This is a genomic window from Deinococcus roseus (assembly GCF_014646895.1).
Classification (GTDB): Bacteria; Deinococcota; Deinococci; order Deinococcales; family Deinococcaceae; genus Deinococcus_C; species Deinococcus_C roseus.
Map to the genome: position 1 here is coordinate 277,779 of NZ_BMOD01000004.1, position 17,674 is coordinate 295,452.

Annotated in this window: 15 protein-coding genes; 7 read left to right on the forward strand and 8 right to left on the reverse strand. The window is 56.4% G+C overall.

The genetic code is table 11. The features are described 5' to 3' along the window. Nucleotides 1-77: 77 nt before the first annotated feature. Both guaA and IEY52_RS08445 read right to left on the reverse strand, forming a co-directional pair. A complete protein-coding gene (guaA, locus tag IEY52_RS08440) occupies nt 78-1,595 on the reverse strand; it encodes a glutamine-hydrolyzing GMP synthase (protein ID WP_189002230.1) in 1,518 nt (505 codons plus the stop codon). 408 nt (nt 1,596-2,003) lie between these two features. Beyond that, nucleotides 2,004-3,164: a hypothetical protein gene (locus IEY52_RS08445; RefSeq protein WP_189002231.1), complete on the reverse strand. Its 1,161-nt coding sequence runs from the start codon at nt 3,162-3,164 to the stop codon at nt 2,004-2,006. Between the two features lie 393 nt (nt 3,165-3,557). Between IEY52_RS08445 and IEY52_RS08450 the strand changes: the two genes are divergently transcribed. The 3 genes from IEY52_RS08450 to IEY52_RS08460 are packed head-to-tail and all read left to right on the forward strand — an operon-like array spanning nt 3,558 to nt 5,772. After that, complete coding sequence (locus IEY52_RS08450; RefSeq protein WP_189002232.1) at nt 3,558-4,613, forward strand: Mrp/NBP35 family ATP-binding protein; 1,056 nt, start codon at nt 3,558-3,560, stop codon at nt 4,611-4,613. A gap of 5 nt (nt 4,614-4,618) precedes the next feature. Continuing rightward, nucleotides 4,619-5,242, forward strand: coding sequence for a helix-turn-helix transcriptional regulator (locus IEY52_RS08455; protein WP_189002233.1), 624 nt, complete (start codon nt 4,619-4,621; stop codon nt 5,240-5,242). Nucleotides 5,243-5,289: 47 nt separating this feature from the next. Next, the gene (locus tag IEY52_RS08460) at nt 5,290-5,772 is read left to right on the forward strand and encodes a 2'-5' RNA ligase family protein (RefSeq protein WP_229684693.1); all 483 of its coding nucleotides are present in this window, start codon (nt 5,290-5,292) and stop codon (nt 5,770-5,772) included. A gap of 23 nt (nt 5,773-5,795) precedes the next feature. On the opposite strand, the gene IEY52_RS08465 is transcribed toward IEY52_RS08460, so the two are convergent. The 3 genes from IEY52_RS08465 to rnhB form a co-directional block, all read right to left on the reverse strand. Then, nucleotides 5,796-6,185, reverse strand: coding sequence for a globin domain-containing protein (locus IEY52_RS08465; protein WP_229684688.1), 390 nt, complete (start codon nt 6,183-6,185; stop codon nt 5,796-5,798). A 2-nt stretch (nt 6,186-6,187) separates the two neighbouring features. Further along, the gene (locus IEY52_RS08470) at nt 6,188-8,005 is read right to left on the reverse strand and encodes an alpha-amylase/4-alpha-glucanotransferase domain-containing protein (RefSeq protein ID WP_189002235.1); all 1,818 of its coding nucleotides are present in this window, start codon (nt 8,003-8,005) and stop codon (nt 6,188-6,190) included. 206 nt (nt 8,006-8,211) lie between these two features. Continuing rightward, nucleotides 8,212-8,817 carry a ribonuclease HII gene (gene rnhB, locus IEY52_RS08475; protein ID WP_189002236.1) on the reverse strand — a complete coding sequence of 202 codons (606 nt, stop codon included), beginning with the start codon at nt 8,815-8,817 and terminating at the stop codon, nt 8,212-8,214. Between the two features lie 119 nt (nt 8,818-8,936). Here rnhB and IEY52_RS08480 point away from each other — a divergent pair, with 119 nt between their 5' ends. Both IEY52_RS08480 and rpoD read left to right on the forward strand, forming a co-directional pair. Continuing rightward, entirely contained in the window at nt 8,937-10,073 is a 1,137-nt protein-coding gene (locus tag IEY52_RS08480) for a class I SAM-dependent methyltransferase (protein WP_189002237.1), read from the forward strand. A gap of 114 nt (nt 10,074-10,187) precedes the next feature. Next, nucleotides 10,188-11,576, forward strand: coding sequence for an RNA polymerase sigma factor RpoD (rpoD, locus tag IEY52_RS08485; RefSeq protein WP_189002238.1), 1,389 nt, complete (start codon nt 10,188-10,190; stop codon nt 11,574-11,576). 74 nt (nt 11,577-11,650) lie between these two features. Here the strand turns inward: rpoD and IEY52_RS08490 are convergent, their stop codons facing one another. Then, nucleotides 11,651-12,268, reverse strand: a complete 618-nt coding sequence (locus IEY52_RS08490) for a DedA family protein (RefSeq protein WP_189002239.1) — start codon at nt 12,266-12,268, stop codon at nt 11,651-11,653. A gap of 186 nt (nt 12,269-12,454) precedes the next feature. Between IEY52_RS08490 and IEY52_RS08495 the strand changes: the two genes are divergently transcribed. Beyond that, the gene (locus IEY52_RS08495) at nt 12,455-13,309 is read left to right on the forward strand and encodes an MOSC domain-containing protein (protein ID WP_189002240.1); all 855 of its coding nucleotides are present in this window, start codon (nt 12,455-12,457) and stop codon (nt 13,307-13,309) included. On the opposite strand, the gene sufU is transcribed toward IEY52_RS08495, so the two are convergent. Together sufU and IEY52_RS08505 are read right to left on the reverse strand one after the other, a co-directional pair. Continuing rightward, complete coding sequence (gene sufU / locus IEY52_RS08500; protein WP_189002241.1) at nt 13,284-13,715, reverse strand: Fe-S cluster assembly sulfur transfer protein SufU; 432 nt, start codon at nt 13,713-13,715, stop codon at nt 13,284-13,286. The genes IEY52_RS08495 and sufU overlap by 26 nt on opposite strands. A gap of 1 nt (nt 13,716) precedes the next feature. After that, nucleotides 13,717-14,946: a cysteine desulfurase gene (locus tag IEY52_RS08505; RefSeq protein WP_189002242.1), complete on the reverse strand. Its 1,230-nt coding sequence runs from the start codon at nt 14,944-14,946 to the stop codon at nt 13,717-13,719. Between the two features lie 370 nt (nt 14,947-15,316). Here IEY52_RS08505 and IEY52_RS08510 point away from each other — a divergent pair, with 370 nt between their 5' ends. Next, nucleotides 15,317-17,620 carry a RelA/SpoT family protein gene (locus IEY52_RS08510; RefSeq protein WP_189002243.1) on the forward strand — a complete coding sequence of 768 codons (2,304 nt, stop codon included), beginning with the start codon at nt 15,317-15,319 and terminating at the stop codon, nt 17,618-17,620. Nucleotides 17,621-17,674: the final 54 nt, after the last annotated feature.

Here is a 17,674-nt window from a genome sequence, read left to right on the forward strand (position 1 = left end):
TACGAGGGAAACCCCTCAAGGGTTTCCAGCAGAAAGGGCACAGGCTTTCGAAGCTGTGCCCTTTCTGCTGTTTTTGTTTACTCCCACTCGATGGTGGCTGGGGGTTTGGAGGTGATGTCGTAGACCACGCGGTTGATCTCGTGCACGTGGTTAACGATGCGGTTGGAGATGGTGGCCAGGAATTCATAAGGCAGGAAAGCCCATTCGGCCGTCATGAAGTCTGCACTGGTCACGGCACGCAAAGCCACGGTATAAGAGTAGGTGCGCTCGTCGCCCATCACGCCCACAGACTGGATGGGGGTCAGGACGGCCAGGGCCTGCGCAGTCTGGTTGTACAGGTCATATTCCCTGAGGCCCGAGATGAAGATGTCATCCACACGCTGCAAGATGTTGATTTTCTCACGGGTGATGGCTCCGATGATGCGGATGGCGAGACCAGGACCGGGGAAAGGGTGACGCAGGCGGATGTGGTCGGGGAGGCCCAGCAGGCGGGCAATTTCACGCACTTCGTCTTTGAAGAGGGTGCGGAAAGGTTCCACCAGTTTGAAGGCGAGGTCTTCGGGCAGACCACCCACGTTGTGGTGGCTCTTGATGTTGGCTGCCCCTTCTCCACCTGCGGATTCGATCACGTCGGGGTAAAGGGTGCCCTGGGCCAGAAACTCGAATGGACCATATTCACGGGCTTCCCGTTCAAAGGCCCGGATGAATTCACGCCCGATGATCTTGCGCTTCTCTTCGGGATCGCTGACCCCATCCAGGGCACCAAGGAATTCATTGGAAGCATCCACGACCACCAGGTTCACACCGAGGGGACGCAGGGCTTGCTCGACCTGTTCCCGCTCTCCCAGACGCAGCAGACCGTGATCAATGAACACGGCGGTCAGTTGCTCGCCCACGGCCTTGGCCAGCAGCAGGGCCAGGGTGCTGGAATCCACGCCTCCAGAAATGCCCAGCAGCACCTTGCCAGTGCCCACTTTTGCACGCACATCGGCAATGAGTTCTTCCACGATGTGTTCTGCCGTCCAGTCGCGGGCCACACCACACACTTCCAGGAAGTTGAGGAGCACCTGGGTGCCTTTGGGGGTGTGCACCACTTCAGGGTGAAATTGCACCCCATAGCGGCGGGTTTCATTGTTCTCGATGGCAGTGACAGGGGTATCGATGGTTTCTGCAACCACATCGTAGCCCTGGGGCAGGGTGATCACAGAGTCGCTGTGGCTCATCCAGGCGATGAATTCACCCTGCACGCCTGCAAAAAGGGTGCCCGAGTACTTGCTCAATTCGGCCTTGCCGTACTCGCGTTTGCCAGCCCGTTTGACTTCTCCTCCGGCGGTGTGTGCGAGGTACTGCATCCCGTAACAGATGCCCAGAATGGGAACATCCAGATCCAGCACGCCCTGGGCAGGCTTTGGGGCATTCTCGTCGTAAACGCTGCTGGGACCGCCCGAGAGCACCACACCCTGGGGTTTTTCCTGCAGGATGCGCTCTAAAGAAGCACTTCCGGGCAGAATCACACTGTACACACCCAGTTCACGGAAACGTCTGGCAATCAGACGGGTGAACTGGCTACCGAAATCAAGAATCACGATGCTCACAGGAGCCTCCTGGTTTTATGCGGCCCGAAACAGCTGTTTCAGCCCTTGAAAAAATGAGTCGGGACCTTTTGAAACCCCTGTTCCCTGACTGCGCCTGAAAAGAACCAAACCGACATTCTGTGGTGCAAGACCATCAGAAATTCCGTTTGATTATACGGGAAAGGTGAGGGAGGGGTAGGGAGAGGGTTAGGTGGGAAGCCTGGTGCCGAGCGACCCAGCGGTCACAAACCGTTTTGGACCGCGTTGTAGGGTCAAGAAGCGACCCAGCGGTCACAAACCGTTTTGGACCGCGTTGTAGGGTCAAGACAGGGCTGAGCGCCGAGAGCCAGGGGCAAACCTGATCCATTGAGAACAAAATTTCCCCAATAAACTTTGGGGAAATCAGGCTCAAAAGCAGCATTTTAAGGCTTACTGCAAATCAATGGTCATGGGGCCAGAGGTGGGCATGCTCAGAGGGAAAGGCGCAGTGCGCAAACCAGGAACTTCCACTTTCAGCATGTAATCTCCTTTGACCGAGGGAAACCGCACGGTTCCGGGCACCAGTCCGAGGGTGTCACCCGCTTTGTAACTGCTGCCTTCCGGGACTTTGACCGCGATCAATTTGGCCTGGGAGTTGTAAGGCTGACCTTTGCGAGACAGGGAGAAATCCACCACGCAACAGGTGATGGTTCCGGTGTCTGGGGCGGCTTGCTGCTGTCTGGCAGCGTACCACCAGCCTGCACCTGCACCCGCCAGCAACAGCACCGCAATGCCAATGGTGGCAAGGTAACGCATGAAACCTGGAGCATTCTGGGCATTGGCCTGTTGTGGGCTGGCCGGGGCCTGCACCTGTCTCCAGGATTCATCGTCGTCCCAGCCGATGCGAACCACCACCGGAGGGGCTTCAGGCTCCACCGGGGTGGTTTCTTCGATTTTGATTTCGGGTTCGGGTTCTTCAAAGTGCACTTCTGGCTGGGGAAGCGGGTTCACTTTCACGCTTTGCAGCACACTCTGGGTGGGCGTTTTGGGCTTGGCCTGCAAATCACGCAGCAGGTGCGCAGCACTGATGAAGTGGTTTTGCATCAGGCGCTCCAGCTGGTTGCGCATGATGGTGCTGAGTTCCGAGGAGGACTGCCCTCCCATCAGTTGCATCACCAGTTTGGCCAGGTTGCGGATGTCGGTTTTTTCGCTGCCAGAGGTCAGGGCAGCACCCGAAAACAGCACTTCCCTGCCATTCAAGAGGCAGTTGTGGGCGGTCAGGCGACCAAAGGTCTTTCCTGCTTCATGCAGGCCTTGCAGCATTTGCAGCCCAGATTCCCAGAGGTCTTCCAGCAGTTCTCTGGGAACGGTTTTGGGCAGGGTTCTGAAGGTCAGGGGCAAACCTGCCGTCAGGTAATGGTCACGCCCTTCCCTACCTGAATCCAGAAAAGGCAGCAGGTGGGGGGCAGAAAGTTCAGTCAGGGTCAGGGGTTGCTCACTGAGGTACAGCAGGACCGGCATACCGGTGATGGTGTCCGTACCCAGGTAGGTTCGGATGTCGCCGTCCTCCAGCAGGAGTTCAGGCAGGTAAGGACCACACGCGGGAATCACGGGCTGATTATAGCGCCTTTTGCGAAAAAAGGCATGACAGACATTTGGAAATGCCGCAAAGACAGCCGAGCGCCGAGAGCCCAGAGCCGAGAGCCAAAAACCACTTGCAGGAAAACCAGAAATCCAATTTCAAACTGCTCTTTTCAAGTCATTGTTGAATCCACAACTGCATTTCAGAAATCCCAAAAACATCTTGCTGTTTGCCCTCGGCCCTCGGCTCTGGGCCCTCGGCGCTTTCAAACCACTCCCCAAAAACCTTCAAAGGGCAAAACAATAGCGACCAATGCACAAATGACCTCTTTCACAGCATCCCACCAGCGTACTTCAGCAAGGCTTAAGTATTGTGACCCGCATCCTTGAGCAAAATGGCTTAGGGGTGCTACCCTGCTTGCTATGCCTGTGGTCACTGAAGACATCGTGTTGAAAGCCCTGAGCCTCGTGAACGACCCCGAGTTGCATCAGGATCTGGTTTCTCTGGGAATGGTGGAACGGGTTGCAGTGAGCGGAACGCAAGTTCATGTGAAGATCAACCTCACCACCCCTGCCTGTCCCCTCAAAGGGGTGATCGAGGCAGACGTTCGCCGGGCCATCGAAACCGTCGGTGCCAGCAGTGTGAATGTGGAATTTGGCGCAACGGTTCGCGCCAGCAACAAGCCTGCCCTTCCCGGCATCCAGCATGTGATTCTGGTCGGGAGCGGCAAGGGAGGCGTGGGCAAATCCAGCGTCTCCACCAATCTGGCCATCGCCCTCGCGCAGAGCGGGGCGCAGGTCGGTCTGATGGATGCAGACATTTACGGTCCCAGCATTGCGCACATGCTGGGCAACACTGAGGACCGCATCAAAGCCAACCAGAACAAGCAGATGCTGCCTCTGGAGCGCTTCGGCGTGAAGTTCCTCTCCATGGCCAACCTGGTGCCTGCAGGTCAGGCGCTGGTGTGGCGCGGTCCCATGCTGCACGGGGCCATCCAGCAGTTCCTCAAAGAAGCCCTGTGGGGAGAACTGGATTACCTGATCATCGATCTGCCCCCGGGAACAGGAGATGTGCAGCTTTCTCTGGCCCAGTCGGTGAGCATCACCGGGGCTGTGATTGTGACCACCCCTCAGGATGTGGCCCTGATCGACGCTGCCCGTGCCATGGACATGTTCAAGAAGAGCAGCATTCCCATGCTGGGTGTCATCGAGAACATGAGTTACTTCATTGCACCGGACACCGGAACCCGCTACGACATCTTCGGACACGGAGGCGGCAAACGCAAAGCCGAGCAAATGTCCCTGCATTTCCTCGGTGAAGTGCCCCTGGACATGCCCCTGCGTGAAGCCTCCGACCAGGGAACCCCTGTGGTGATTTCCCATCCTGAAAGCACTTCCGCACAAGCCCTCGTGAAAATCAGCCAGAACCTGGCAGGCCGCATCAGCGTGCAGAGCCTGCAATCTCTGCCCATGCTTTAACCAATATGCTGCCCAACCCTGACCACACCAAAAGAAAAATCCTCTCCCACCTGAAAGAGCACTGCGGGGCCACCACCCAGGACCTCGCAGCCTCTCTGGGAGTGACCGTTCCAGCCATCCGCAAACACCTGATGGACCTGGAGGAAGACAAGTACATCACCCAGCAACTGGAGAAACGCTGTGGCAAAGGGCGGCCACAGTATGTCTACCACCTCACCCACAAGGGCGAGGAAGCCTTTCCCAAGAACTACTCGGGATTGTGCCTGGATGTGCTTGGGCACCTGGAGGAACTGTGTGGTCAGCAGATGGTGTTGCAAGTGTTCAGCGCCCGCGAGGAATCCCTCTACCAGCAACTGGCCCCCCAGATGGACCACCTGGATCTGGACGAAAAAGTACGGAAGTTGTCAGAGTTGTTGTGCGAAGCTGGATATCAGGCAGCCCTTACCGAAGACGGTGGGTGGTTGCTGGAACAACGCAACTGCCCCAGTATCGCTGTCGCACGGCGGTACAAGGCAATTTGTCAGTGCGAGATGAGCCTTTACGAAAGGCTGCTGGGGGTTCCCATAGTGCGCGTTAGTCAGATTGCTTCCGGTGCAGGGGCTTGCCGATATAAAATAGCGAAGGCTTGAGTCCTATGACCTTATACGGCGTTCTGGTTTGGCCCCACCCCGAGTTGATGCGTTTCATTCGGGCGTTTCAGCGAGATCATCAGTTGGCAGGATACGGAGTCCCTCACATCAACTTGCGTTCTCCGTTTTTCTGGCAGGGCAGCGAAGAGGAATTGAAAGAGAAGTTTCATGACCTTTCCCGCAACCTCTCCACACTGAACCTCAGCTCCTGCGGGTGGAAAAGGTTCCCGAATGTGCTTTACGTCTCTCTGGAGAGCACCCCGAGTTTCCGGGAAGCCCACCAGTTGTGCAGGACCCTGGGCGGGGAACCGTTCAAACCAGTGGATGGTGCAGATTACCTTCCACACATCACTGTGGGTCTTGGCATTGTGCCCTGGGAAGAGGAAGCCGTCTGGCAACTGGCCCAGCAAACCTACATCCCCCACCTGTCCTGGACCTGCTCCGAACTGATCCTCACCAAGGATGTCTGTGGAGAGTTCACCATCGTGGATTCGGTGTCTTTGCAGCCCAAAGTGCTGGTGGACCACTGAACCTGCAAAAGTTCACCTGTTGATCATGTGCCTGTGTTGATCATGTGTACAGCAGTTCGCGCGAGGGCAGCAAAAATGTCCTCGCGCAACTTCTGGTCTGGCACGGTGTCCCTTAAAGCCTGACGCATGCATTCCAGCCATGCACGGGCTTCGGTCTCTCCAATGGGAAATTTCAGGTGGCGCATCCTCAGTCTGGGATGGCCATATTTCTCCATGTACAGGGAGGGACCTCCAAAAAATCCGCTCAGGAAGGCAAATTGTTTTTCCCTGGTTTCCGTGAGGTCCGGGGGAAAGATCTCTTTCAGCACCACATGCTGGTGAACCAGGTCATAGAATTTGTTGACCAGACGGGAAAGCCCCTCTTCGGTCAGGCGGTCGTAGAGGGTGGCTTCTTCCAGGGGTCTCAGGTCCACTTTTACAACTCCTCAACGTGCACATTAAACGCCAGTCGTCTGGAACGCCCCTTGGGCAAATCCAGATCAAAGACGGGCATGAACACGCTGGACTGGTAGAGGGGGCGTTTGCGGTCACACACCACAGGGTGGTGCCAGATGGTGGCCTCACGGCCTTCAAATTCAAAGACCACCCGGATGCCCAGCCATTCGTCCACAATGCCTGCATGGGTGACTTCGCGGTGCTCCTGGGTGGAGCCCAGACTGCCCACCTTGCGGCCATTGATGTAGAAATAGCGGTCCGGGGAGTCTCCGGCCAGCAGGCCAAAATTCCATTTGCTGCCAAAGCGGGTGATGATGTCCCAGTCCCCGTGGTTGGTGATGCGGTATTCCAGTTCGATCTGGTGTTCTTTGGGCAGGATCTTCAGGCTCTTTTTGAGTTCCACTGGAACCGGAATGCCAGCAGGTCCCCGCACAATGCCCATGCGGCTCAGGGTCACCCGGTTGCGGTATTTCCCGGCGTCGAAGAGGCCCGTGGAGAAATCGCCAAGTTCCAGGTATTGCCCGCTTGCAAATGACCTCAGGCTGACCTCTCCCCCAAAAAAATGCTCCACCAGGGTTCTGGGGTGCGTTCTGGGATGGTCACTGTAGGAGTCCACCAGATTGACCGCTTTTTCGCGGTAATCCCACTCCTGCAGGCTTCCTCCCTCTGTAGGAGAAAAGTGCAGGTTCATGGTGTGGCTCTCTGCGATGAGTTCCTGCACGCCGTCTCCGTTGGTGTCCCGGTAATCGATCTCCAACCAGCTGTATTTTCTGGGCTCAATTTCGTTCTCGGCACGGATCAGGTTGCGGTAGGCCTCGAAGCGCACAAAGTTGTACTCGGCACTGGTGGGCCAGTAAGCATCTCCGGTCTGTCCTCGCCACAAATGCTCGTAGGCCTGCTGGGAGGCCCTGGGGGTCATGTCCAGTTTCAGACTGGTGTAACGCATGCGTTTGTGCAGGTTGTTGATGCCTGCATACTTGGCCATGGCCTGACGGAAATAACCATCTGGAGCAGCAAAAGAACTGCTGGGCACATACACCAGACCGCTGCAGGGCTGCTTGAGTTCTTCAGAGAGGTGCACCAGTTGGATGTCCTTGTTCTGCTCTAAAGCCACAAAGAAATTCTTCAGCCAGCCTTCCACGTAACAGCGCTGGTAGGTGTCCCCCAGGAGTCCCAGGTTTTCCCCGTCCTCTCCAAGGACCACCAGTTGCTTCTGTGCCCGGATGTTCTCGATGAGGGTGGCAGGCTGGGCGTAGGGCATCTGGTTGTGAAGCTGGTGCTGCATCACAAAAACCCGCACGTTGTGACCATCGTGCTCGGTCAGGTAGTAGGTGGCAGGAAGGGCCTGCTCGGGGATCTGGGTGTCGTCCAGCAGTGTGTATTCCACCTGGCACTCTGAGAGGGTTTCGGGGAGGTCCGTGTCCCAGGCGCACTCGGCCAGCCAGACCCCTTTGCTGCGGGCACCCAGGTGCTGGGCCATCCAGTCCCGGTGGGAAGAAATCTGGGCGATGCGGTCCCGTTTGGGAATCAGGGGCAAAAGGGGTTCGTGCATCCCTCCTCCCAGCAGTTCCACCTGTCCGCGTTCCACCAGTTGCTTCAAAAGCTGCAGGGTGGAGGGATGGTTTTTCTGCATCCACTGCAGCAGTGTGCCTGAATAATGCAGGTTGATCTTGATTCTGGGGTGTTCCTGCAACACCTTCAAAAAAGGAAGGTAAGCCGTCTGGTGCGCTCTTTCGAACAGATCAGGCAGGTTTCCGTTGGGTTGATGGTTGTGCAGTACAAGTGCTAAACGGCTCACAGGATCACTCCCCAAATTTTGCTTTTATAGATTATAACGTAAGTCCTGAAAATTAAAGCCACCCCTCTGGTTTTTCCCTCTGCTGGCAAGGGTGGGCACCCTGAAAAGCAAACACAAAAAAGTAGAATTCTACAGAAAATTTACAGTTCTGATCCCAGAACTTTGCATTTTGTGACTTCAAAAGCCCTGAAAGTGCAAACAAACGCTCATTCTTCCGTAAAAAGCAGCCCCTGGGCCACCGGAGCAAAAGTTTTTCGGTGCTCTGGGGTCACCCCATGTTTCTGCAAAGCCTGCACATGCTCCTGGGTGCCGTACCCCTTGTGGCCCGCAAAACCGTACTCTGGGTGCTTTTCATGCAGGTCAATCATGTACTGGTCTCTGGCGGTTTTGGCCAGCAAACTCGCAGCAGCCACGGTGTAAGAGTTGCCATCTGCTTTTGGCACCGCCAGCAAGGGCAAGTCGGTCTTGACCTTCAAATAATCGGTGATGACGGCCTCGGGCTGCAGTTCCTGAAGGATCTGCTCGCTGGCCCGGATCACCACTTTCAGAATGCCCGTGGAATCAATCTCTGCGGCTGGAACCAGTTTGACGGCATATTTCACTGCATAAGACTTCACATGCTCTGCGAGTTCCATGCGGCGGTCAAACTTCAGGGTCTTGGAATCCCGATAAGGCAGTTCAATGCGCTCTGCAGGCAAAATCACACCTGCCACAGCCACAGGTCCAGCCAGTGCCCCACGTCCTGCCTCATCAATGCCCAGAATCAGCTTGAAATCCCCAATCTGGGTTTCCAGGGTCCAGGAGGGGGTCATTCGGGGTTCCTTGTACTGGGAACCTGTTGTCTGACCCCCAGCAACCTCAGCATGGGTGTTCCCCCAAACCTTTCAAATCCACAGTCCAGATTCAGCATAACGAGTACACTATAGTGCTGATGTATTCTGACCTCAAAATTGCCAAACTTCCCCCCAAGCTGCCCGAACGGGGCATCCTCACCAAAGCGGGGGTGCGGGGGTATCCGGGTCTGGACGATGCCCAGGCATTGTTGCTGGAGGTGCTGTTGCATCCTCCTGTGGACCTCGGAGAAAAAATTCTGGACCTCACTGCGCAGAACGGGGCTGTGGCCCTTTACCTCCCAGAACACCAGGTGACCCTGACCGAGCGCTCCAGGGCAGCCCTGGAAGTGCTGGAACGCCAGTTTGCAGACGATCCCAGGGTGCAGGTGCAGGCGGCGCTTCCTCTGGAAACCACAGGAGAATTTGACACCGTGCTGGCCGTGCTTCCTGCCGACAAAGGCAACGAAGCTGTTCGGGAATACCTGCAGGCTGCTTTTGAGCGCACCCGCAAGGGCGGTCTGTGCCTGATTGCCGGAGACAAGGACAAGGGCTTTGAGCGCTATTTCAAATGGTTCAAAGCGGCTTTCGGAGAAGGTGAAATTCTGGAGCGCCACAAGGGCATGCGGGTGGCAGGCTTCATCAAGGAGAATTCCGAGGCTCAGCTCGAAGCCGCAAAAACCCACCAGTACACTTTTGAAGGGCTGCACATCACCTCTTTGCCCGGTGTGTTCAGTGCCAGCAAAATCGACGAAGCCAGCCAGCTGTTGCTGTCCCATCTGCCCTCTCCTGCTGGAAAACGGGTGCTGGACATCGGGGCGGGAGCAGGCGTACTGGGTCTGAAGTGTGCCCAGCTGGGTGCAAACGTGACCTTGCTGGAAGAAGATCTGGCTGCTGTGCGCAGCATCGAAAAGAATGCCCAGCAGGCACATTTGAATGTGCAGGCGCTCCACAGCGATGTGGGGAGCGCCCTCCCTGTAAAACCAGACCCTACAAAAGCAGAATTTGATCTGGTCCTGATGAATCCCCCTTTCCACGTGGGAAGCGATGTGATTCTGGAGGTGGCCGAGGAGTTCATCCGGGTGGCCTACCAGCAGGTGCGGCACATGGGAGAGGTGTGGGTGGTGGCCAACCAGTTCTTGCCCTATGAGGCCCTGATGCAGCGGTACGGCAAGGTGCAATTGGTGGTGAAAAACAAGAGCTACAAGGTCCTGAAGGGAATCCGGGAACGAATCTGAACAACCTCTCGTAAGAGGTTAGGCGTGAAGCAAATTTGAGATGTCTCCCAGACTTCTCGCAGGAAATTTGCTACACTTCTACGATGCGGTATTCTTGCCGTGAGGGAGTGATACATGACTGAAAAACGCACACGCTCCAAGAAGACCAGCGAGACCCTTGAAGTTGCCCCAGAAAACACTCCTGTGTCCCAGAGCGCCGCAAAAGTGCGGACCCGCAAGAAAGCCACGGTAGAAGAAGCCCCAAAAACCAAAGGCCGTCGGGCAGCAGCAGAACCTGACGACAGCACCCCCAGACCCGACAAACCCTACATCCAGCATCAGGCCATTCAGGACCTGATCCGGGTGGGCAAGACCATGGGCATGCTCTCCACCGAGGAGATCGCCACCGCCCTGAGCGCCGCACTGGAAGGCAGTGGCACCTCTGAGGCCGATCTGCTGGAAGAAGTGGATGACCTGCAGGTGTTCATCCAGCGTCAGGGCATCGAAATCAGCGACCTCGCAGATGACGATGACGACGCCCTGGAAGAAGAAGACGACGATGACGAGGAAGAAGACGAATTTTTCGACGACATTCCCAAAACCGTTTCCAATGACCCTGTTCGCCAGTACCTGCATGAAATTGGCCGGGTGCCCCTGCTGACCCTCGACGAGGAAATCGATCTGGCCCGCCGCATTGAAGAGGGTGAAGAGGCCCGCAAGCGCCTGGAAGCCGGAGAGAACAGCGACGACGAGCGCAAACAGCGCCGCCTGCAGCGCCTCACCGAAGACGGACAGTACGCCCGCCAGCAACTGATCGAGGCCAACCTGCGTCTGGTGGTGTCCATCGCCAAGAAGTACACCGGTCGTGGTCTGGGCTTCCTGGATTTGATTCAGGAAGGCAACCAGGGCCTGATCCGCGCCGTGGAGAAGTTCGAGTACAAGCGCCGCTACAAGTTCTCCACTTATGCCACCTGGTGGATCCGTCAGGCCATCAACCGCGCCATTGCCGACCAGGCCCGCACCATCCGCATTCCCGTGCACATGGTGGAAACCATCAACAAGCTGACCCGCACCGCCAGACAGCTCCAGCAGGAACTGTCCCGCGAGCCCAGCTACGAAGAAATCGCTGAAGCCATGGGTCCCGGCTGGGACGCTGCCAAGGTGGAGGAAGTGCAGAAGGTTTCCCAGGAACCCGTGTCCCTGGAAACCCCCATCGGGGACGAGAAGGACAGCTTCTACGGGGACTTCATCCCCGACGAGAACCTGGACAGCCCTGTGGAGAACGCCGCCAAGACCCTGCTCAGTGAGGAGCTGGAAAAAGCCCTCTCCAAGCTGACCGAGCGTGAAGCCATGGTGCTGAAACTGCGCAAAGGCCTGGTGGACGGACGTGAGCACACCCTGGAAGAGGTGGGCCAGTACTTCAACGTCACCCGTGAACGCATCCGCCAGATTGAGAACAAGGCGCTGCGCAAACTGAAGTACCACGAATCCAGAACCCGCAAACTGCGCGACTTTTTGGATTAAACCCTGCTGAAACAAACAAAAAAGACAGCCCCGGAAAGGGCTGTCTTTTTGATTTCTGGTGATATTTTTAAAGCTTAAACTTTTTCCTGCACGTCATTTCTGGGTTTCAGCAAACGCAGACCCAGAGGGATCAGGGGCACCAGGAATGCACACAGGATGATGATCAAGATGTATTTGTCCAGGGTTTTGGGATCAATGCCCAGCATAGGCACCACATAATAGGCCAGCAATGGAAGTGTAACGGTCCAGAGGGCTGCACTGACGATGTTGAGCAGCATGAACATGCCGTAATTCATGCGCACCATGCCTGCGAGGGTGGGCACAATGGCCCGCACTCCGGGGACAAAACGGGAAAGCACGATGGCCAGTGCACCATATTTCTGGTAAAACTGCTCTGCTTTGGTGATGTTCTCGGGTTTGAACAGGCGGCTGTTCTGGTTGCTGAACACCGCACGGCCATATTTGGCTCCCACCCAGTATCCGATGGCGTTGCCCAGCACGGCACCCAGGAAGGCAGCCAGGATGGTGGTGCCAATGTTGAGGGTTCCGGTGGAGGCAATGGTGCCCACGGCCAGCAGCAGGGTGTCTCCGGGAAGAAAAAAGAAAATCAGAAATCCAGTTTCCAGCATCAGGGTGGCAGCAATCCCGATGTAACCAAATTTCAAGATGATGTCCTGCAGGTGCTCCAACAAAGTGAGTTCTCCTTTGGTTCAGCTGAATCTTGGCAGATCAGTCTGAAACGGTACCCTTCACAGGGTAATCGGTTTTGATGTACTACGACTGAGAGGCCCAAAAAGTTGCACCAGATCCAGAAACAGGCCGGTGGTGCCTGGGTGGTGTACAATCAAACTAACAAGTTTAGTAAACAAGGACATCGCATGACTGAACCATTGCCCCAGAACCCCATCCAGCCCGTCAGCCTATGGATCTACCCCATCAAATCCTGTGCAGGAATTGAAGTTTCCTCCGCCCACATCACCCCCGAATCTGGCCTTGCAGGCGATCGGGACTGGATCATCGTGGACCATGAAGACCAGCAAATCTGGATGGGAGGCAACCACCAAATGGCCCTGATTCAGCCTCATTTTGACGGGTCAGAGATGGTTCTCAGGGCTTCAGGCAAAAGCGATCTCCGGGTGCCCCTGAACCCAGCAGGACAGCCCTGTCAGGCCAGAATCTGGAATGACATCGACAAGGTGAACGAGACGTTTTCCGGACAAGAGGCAGGAGAGAAAGCAGCACTCTGGCTTTCAGAGGTGCTGGGGCAAACAGCACGTCTGGTCAAACTGGGAGAGGAAGGCATCACCCGCAAAGCCCTGCTTCCCTTGCATGTGGTTTCACTGGCCTCCCTGCGCAAACTGAACCAGCAACTCTCTGAGAAAGGGCATCCTGCTGTAGAACACCAGCGTTTCCGGGCCAATCTGGTGATCGACCATCCAGAACTGGAACCTTTCGCGGAAGAAGGGTTTTCTGAATTGCACTGGTCTGAAGGTTCCCTGATTCTGGAAATGACTGGCAACTGCATCCGCTGCATCATGCCCAACGTGAATCCAGAAGATGCCACTGCAGGCCGTGAACCACTGGCTTCTGTCACCGCCCTCAGCAGGGAACGGCAACAAAAAAACCCCATCTTTGGGGTTTATGCAAAAGCAAAGTCTGCAGGTGTGCTGACCAGAGGACAGCCGGGAACAGCCACAACAAAGCCAATCAGTTCTGACTTTCCCCCTGCCTGAGGGCCTCGTCTAAAGTGGTCCAGGGCAAAGAGGCACACTTCACACGGGCATGGATCTTGCTGATGCCCTGCAAGGCAGAGAGTTCTCCCAGTTCTGGGTGTGCAGTTCCGGTTCTCAGCATGTTTTTGAAGTAGCTGCTGAGGTCCTGCACTTCAGAGATTTTCTTGCCCTTGATGGCCTCGGTCATCAGGCTTGCAGTGGCCTGCGAGATGGCACATCCATGCCCTTTGAATCGGGCCTCCCGAATGACCCCATTTTCGATGGTGAGGTCCAGAACCAGTTCATCGCCACAAGAAGAGTTTTTGCCCTCCTGGCGGTGGGTGTGGGGGTCCAGTTCCCCATAATTTCTGGGCTTCTTGTAGTGCTCCAGAATGATCTGTTTGTAGAGGTCTTCCAGTAAACTCATGTCACTCCTTGAAGAAGGCCACAATTTCTCTCAGGGCCTGAACGAGGGCATCAATGTCTTCACGGGTATTGTACAGATAGAAACTGGCCCTGGCGGTGGAACCCACCTTCAAAGCCCGCATCAGGGGCTGTGCGCAGTGGTGGCCACTGCGCACACAGATGCCCCGCTCGTCCAGAAAACCCGCCACATCGTGGGCATGCACACCCTGCAAATTGAAACTGAGCACTCCTGCCCGGTCCTCTCCGAGGGGTCCATACTGGGTCAGTTCAGGGATTTCAGCGATCCGGTCCAGGGCGTAAGCCATCAGGTCTTTTTCGTGTTGCCAGATGCGCTCCATTCCCAGATCCTGCAGGTACTGTGCAGCCACACCCAGCGCCACCACTTCTGCAATGGCAGGGGTTCCCGCCTCAAATTTGCGGGGCAAATCTGCGTAAGTGGAGTGGTCAATGTAGACCTGATCGATCATCTCCCCTCCTCCCAGAAAAGGAGACATCTCTTCCAGCAGCTCAGGTCTGGCATACAGCACCCCTGCCCCGGTGGGACCACACATCTTGTGCCCACTGAACGCAAAGAAATCTGCCCCCAGTTCCTGCACATTCACAGGCAGATGGGGCACGCTCTGGGCTCCATCGATGAGCACCAGCGCACCTGCCTGATGGGCCTGTTCGGTCATCTGCTGCACCGGGTTGAGGGTTCCCAGCGCATTGGAAATGTGGGCCACAGCCACCAGTTTCACCTTGCCAGAAGCCAGTTTTTGCAGGTAATCCTGCTGGTCCAGTCTGCCTTCCGGCGTGACCCTCACCCCGATGACCTCTGCTCCTGTGGCTTTTGCAGCGATGTGCCAGGGCACCAGATTGGAATGGTGCTCCATTTCGGTCACCAGGATCTGGTCGCCAGGTTTCAGGTGATCCAGTGCCCAGGTGCGGGCCACCAGGTTGATCGCCTCGGTGGTGTTGCGGGTGAAGATGATGCCCTGTTCTGGAGCCTGAATCAGACGTGCCACCCTGGAACGGGCCTCCTCGTAGGCCTCCGTGGATTCGATGGACAGGGAGTAGGCTCCCCGGTGAATGTTGGCATTGGTGTGCTCGTAAAAGTGCGACAGGGCATCGATGACAGCCCTGGGTTTCTGGGCGGTGGCGGTGGAATCCAGATACACCAGCTTTTTGCCGTTCACCGTGCGTTGCAGAATGGGAAAGTCCTCCCGGACCTGGGACCAGTTGCGGGTCATCATGGTTTCAGTTTAGGCCGAATGGACAGGGACATTGGTAACGTTGTTTCCTGTAGGGCACAGCAGGTGCGCCCTGCCGAGAGCCAAGCGCCGAGGGCCGAGGGCGAAAAGCAGAATCAATGGTGTTGGGTTCAAGAGATCGTGTTCAGAGCAACCGGGTTGGTTGTCACAAAACGCTGCTTGAAAACAAGGCCAGAGCAAAGCTTTTCAGAAGCCCTCGGCGCTCGGCCCTCAGCCCTCGGCGCTTTCCCAGCATCAAGACAACACTGTTCACCCCCGACAAAACGCTATACAATGTCATCTCAGTGTGTCCTGATCCCGCCCGGTGCAGGAAAAGGAGCAAAATAAGCAGGAAAGTTCGGACAGGTGCTGGATGTACGGTTACGAAGAACTCGTTTACGCCCTTGACTATCTCACTGACGAAGAACGCCAGAAGGTGGACCGTGCTTTTGTGCTGGCTGAAAAAGCCCACAGGGGCATGAACCGCAAGAGCGGCGAGCCTTACATCACCCACCCGGTGGCCGTGGCCATGATTCTGGCCGAATTGAAAATGGACACCGATGGCATCTGTGCAGGCCTCCTCCACGACACCGTGGAAGACACCGATGTCACCTTCGAGGAAATCGAAGAGGGCTTTGGCAGCGATGTGCGCAAGATTGTGGAAGGGGAAACCAAGGTTTCCAAACTGACCAAGCTCTCCAAGAACCTGCAGGACGAGCAGGCCGAAAACCTGCGCCAGATGCTGATGGCCATGACCGGGGATCTGCGCATCATCATTGTGAAACTGGCAGACCGCCTGCACAACATGCGCACCCTGGGCAGCATGCCCGAACACAAGCAGAAACGCATCTCCAGAGAAACCCTGGAAATTTTTGCTCCGCTGGCCCACCGTCTGGGGATCGGGCAGATCAAGTGGGAACTGGAAGACCTGTGCTTCAAGTACCTGTACCCGGAGGCGTTCGAGAGCCTGGTGGGTGCCCTCAACATGCGCAAATCCGAGCGTGAGGGTCACATTCAGGCCGCCATTGAGCAAATCAAATTCACCCTGGGAGACGATCAGGAACTGACCCGCTGGGTGATCAAGATCGAGATCAGCGGGCGCAGCAAGCACCTGTATTCCATCCACAACAAGATGGTGCATGAGCACAAAACCATCGAGCAGATTTTTGATTTGCTGGCCATTCGGGTGATCCTGACCCCCAAACCCGTCACCGCCAGTGAAATCAATTTCGATTCCCCTGAGGAGTACCAGCGGGCAATGGAACTGGCCGAACTGGGACGGGAAAAACGGGTCTGCTACCACACACTGGGCATTGTGCACAGCATGTGGACCCCGATTCCTGGGCGCTTCAAGGATTACATCGCGGTGCCCAAACCCAACGGTTACCAGAGCCTGCACACCACCGTGATCAGCCTCTCGGGGCTTCCCATCGAGGTGCAGATCCGCTCTGCCCGCATGCACTACATTGCAGAATACGGGGTGGCAGCACACTGGCTGTACAAACAGGACCAGGAAGGCAAGGCCACCACCGAACAGAAGGTCAACTGGCTGAACCAGCTGGAACAACTGCAGCAGGAAATCACCGATGCCAGTGATTTCATTGACGCGGTGAAAAACGACCTGCTCTCAGGCCGGGTTTTTGTGTTCACCCCCAAAGGGGACACCGTGAACCTGCCCAAAGGGGCCACCCCCATTGATTTTGCCTACCACATCCACACCCGTGTGGGCGACACCTGTGTGGGGTCCATTGTGAACGGTCAGATTGTGCCGCTGAATTATGAGTTGCAAAATGGGGACCGTCTGGAGATCCTCACCAGCAAAAATGCCACCCCCAGCAAGGACTGGATGAATTTTGCGGTGACGCGCTCTGCACGCACCAAAATCCGGCATTATTTCCGCACCAAAGAGCGCCAGGATGCCCTGCAAAACGGGCATGACCAGCTGGAAAACTACCTGCGCAAACGCAATTTGCCTGTTCGCCAGCTGATGCGCACCAAACTGCTGGAAGATGTGGCTGAGAAACTGCTGGGCTCCCGCAACCCCGACGAGCTTTACCTGGCCATTCATTCGTCCAGAATGAACCCGGCCAATGTGGCAAAGGTGCTGGCCCCTCAACTTGAAGCCGAGCAGGCCCCTGCAGCCAACAAAGCACCACCCAAACGCAAAGCGCCACCCAAACAGAAAGATGGAGCCATCATCATCGATGGGGTGATCACCGATGCCAAGGTGGCCCACTGCTGCAATCCCATTGTGGGAGATGACATCATGGGGTACTTGACCCGTGGGCGTGGGGTGTCGGTGCACCGGGCAGACTGTCCCAATTTGCAGCGTCTTTTGCGGGAAGAACCCGACCGCTGTGTGCATGCCACCTGGTCCACTTCCAACGAGGTGGAGCAACTGGTGGACCTGGACATCATCTGCACCGACCGACCCAACCTGCTGGCAGAGGTGCTGCAGGTGATTTCTGAGCAGCGGCGCAATGTGCTGCACGTCACCGCCGGGGTGGGTTCCGGGGGCATTGCCCACATTTACCTGAGAACCACCGTCAAGGGCAACAACGACCTGAGTTTGCTGGCCGATGCCCTGAAACGCAACAAGGACATCCAGACCGTGCTGCGCATGTCTGGCAGCAAGGGGGGCATGACCATTCCCTCCAAGGGCAGCCTGAAAAGTTGATTTCAATTTACCGCTGGGAACAGTTTGCAGGCTGAAAGCCCTGTAGACTGTTCC

What these genes read in the sequence shown, in the direction of transcription:
- IEY52_RS08460 (WP_229684693.1), top strand. Translation starts at nt 5,290, where the DNA reads ATGCGTTTCATTCGGGCGTTTCAGCGAGATCATCAGTTGGCAGGATAC.
- rnhB (WP_189002236.1), bottom strand. Translation starts at nt 8,817, where the DNA reads ATGACCCCCTCCTGGACCCTGGAAACCCAGATTGGGGATTTCAAGCTG.
- rpoD (WP_189002238.1), top strand. Translation starts at nt 10,188, where the DNA reads ATGACTGAAAAACGCACACGCTCCAAGAAGACCAGCGAGACCCTTGAA.
- IEY52_RS08505 (WP_189002242.1), bottom strand. Translation starts at nt 14,946, where the DNA reads ATGATGACCCGCAACTGGTCCCAGGTCCGGGAGGACTTTCCCATTCTG.
- IEY52_RS08455 (WP_189002233.1), top strand. Translation starts at nt 4,619, where the DNA reads ATGCTGCCCAACCCTGACCACACCAAAAGAAAAATCCTCTCCCACCTG.
- sufU (WP_189002241.1), bottom strand. Translation starts at nt 13,715, where the DNA reads ATGAGTTTACTGGAAGACCTCTACAAACAGATCATTCTGGAGCACTAC.
- IEY52_RS08450 (WP_189002232.1), top strand. Translation starts at nt 3,558, where the DNA reads ATGCCTGTGGTCACTGAAGACATCGTGTTGAAAGCCCTGAGCCTCGTG.
- IEY52_RS08510 (WP_189002243.1), top strand. Translation starts at nt 15,317, where the DNA reads ATGTACGGTTACGAAGAACTCGTTTACGCCCTTGACTATCTCACTGAC.
- IEY52_RS08495 (WP_189002240.1), top strand. Translation starts at nt 12,455, where the DNA reads ATGACTGAACCATTGCCCCAGAACCCCATCCAGCCCGTCAGCCTATGG.
- IEY52_RS08480 (WP_189002237.1), top strand. Translation starts at nt 8,937, where the DNA reads ATGTATTCTGACCTCAAAATTGCCAAACTTCCCCCCAAGCTGCCCGAA.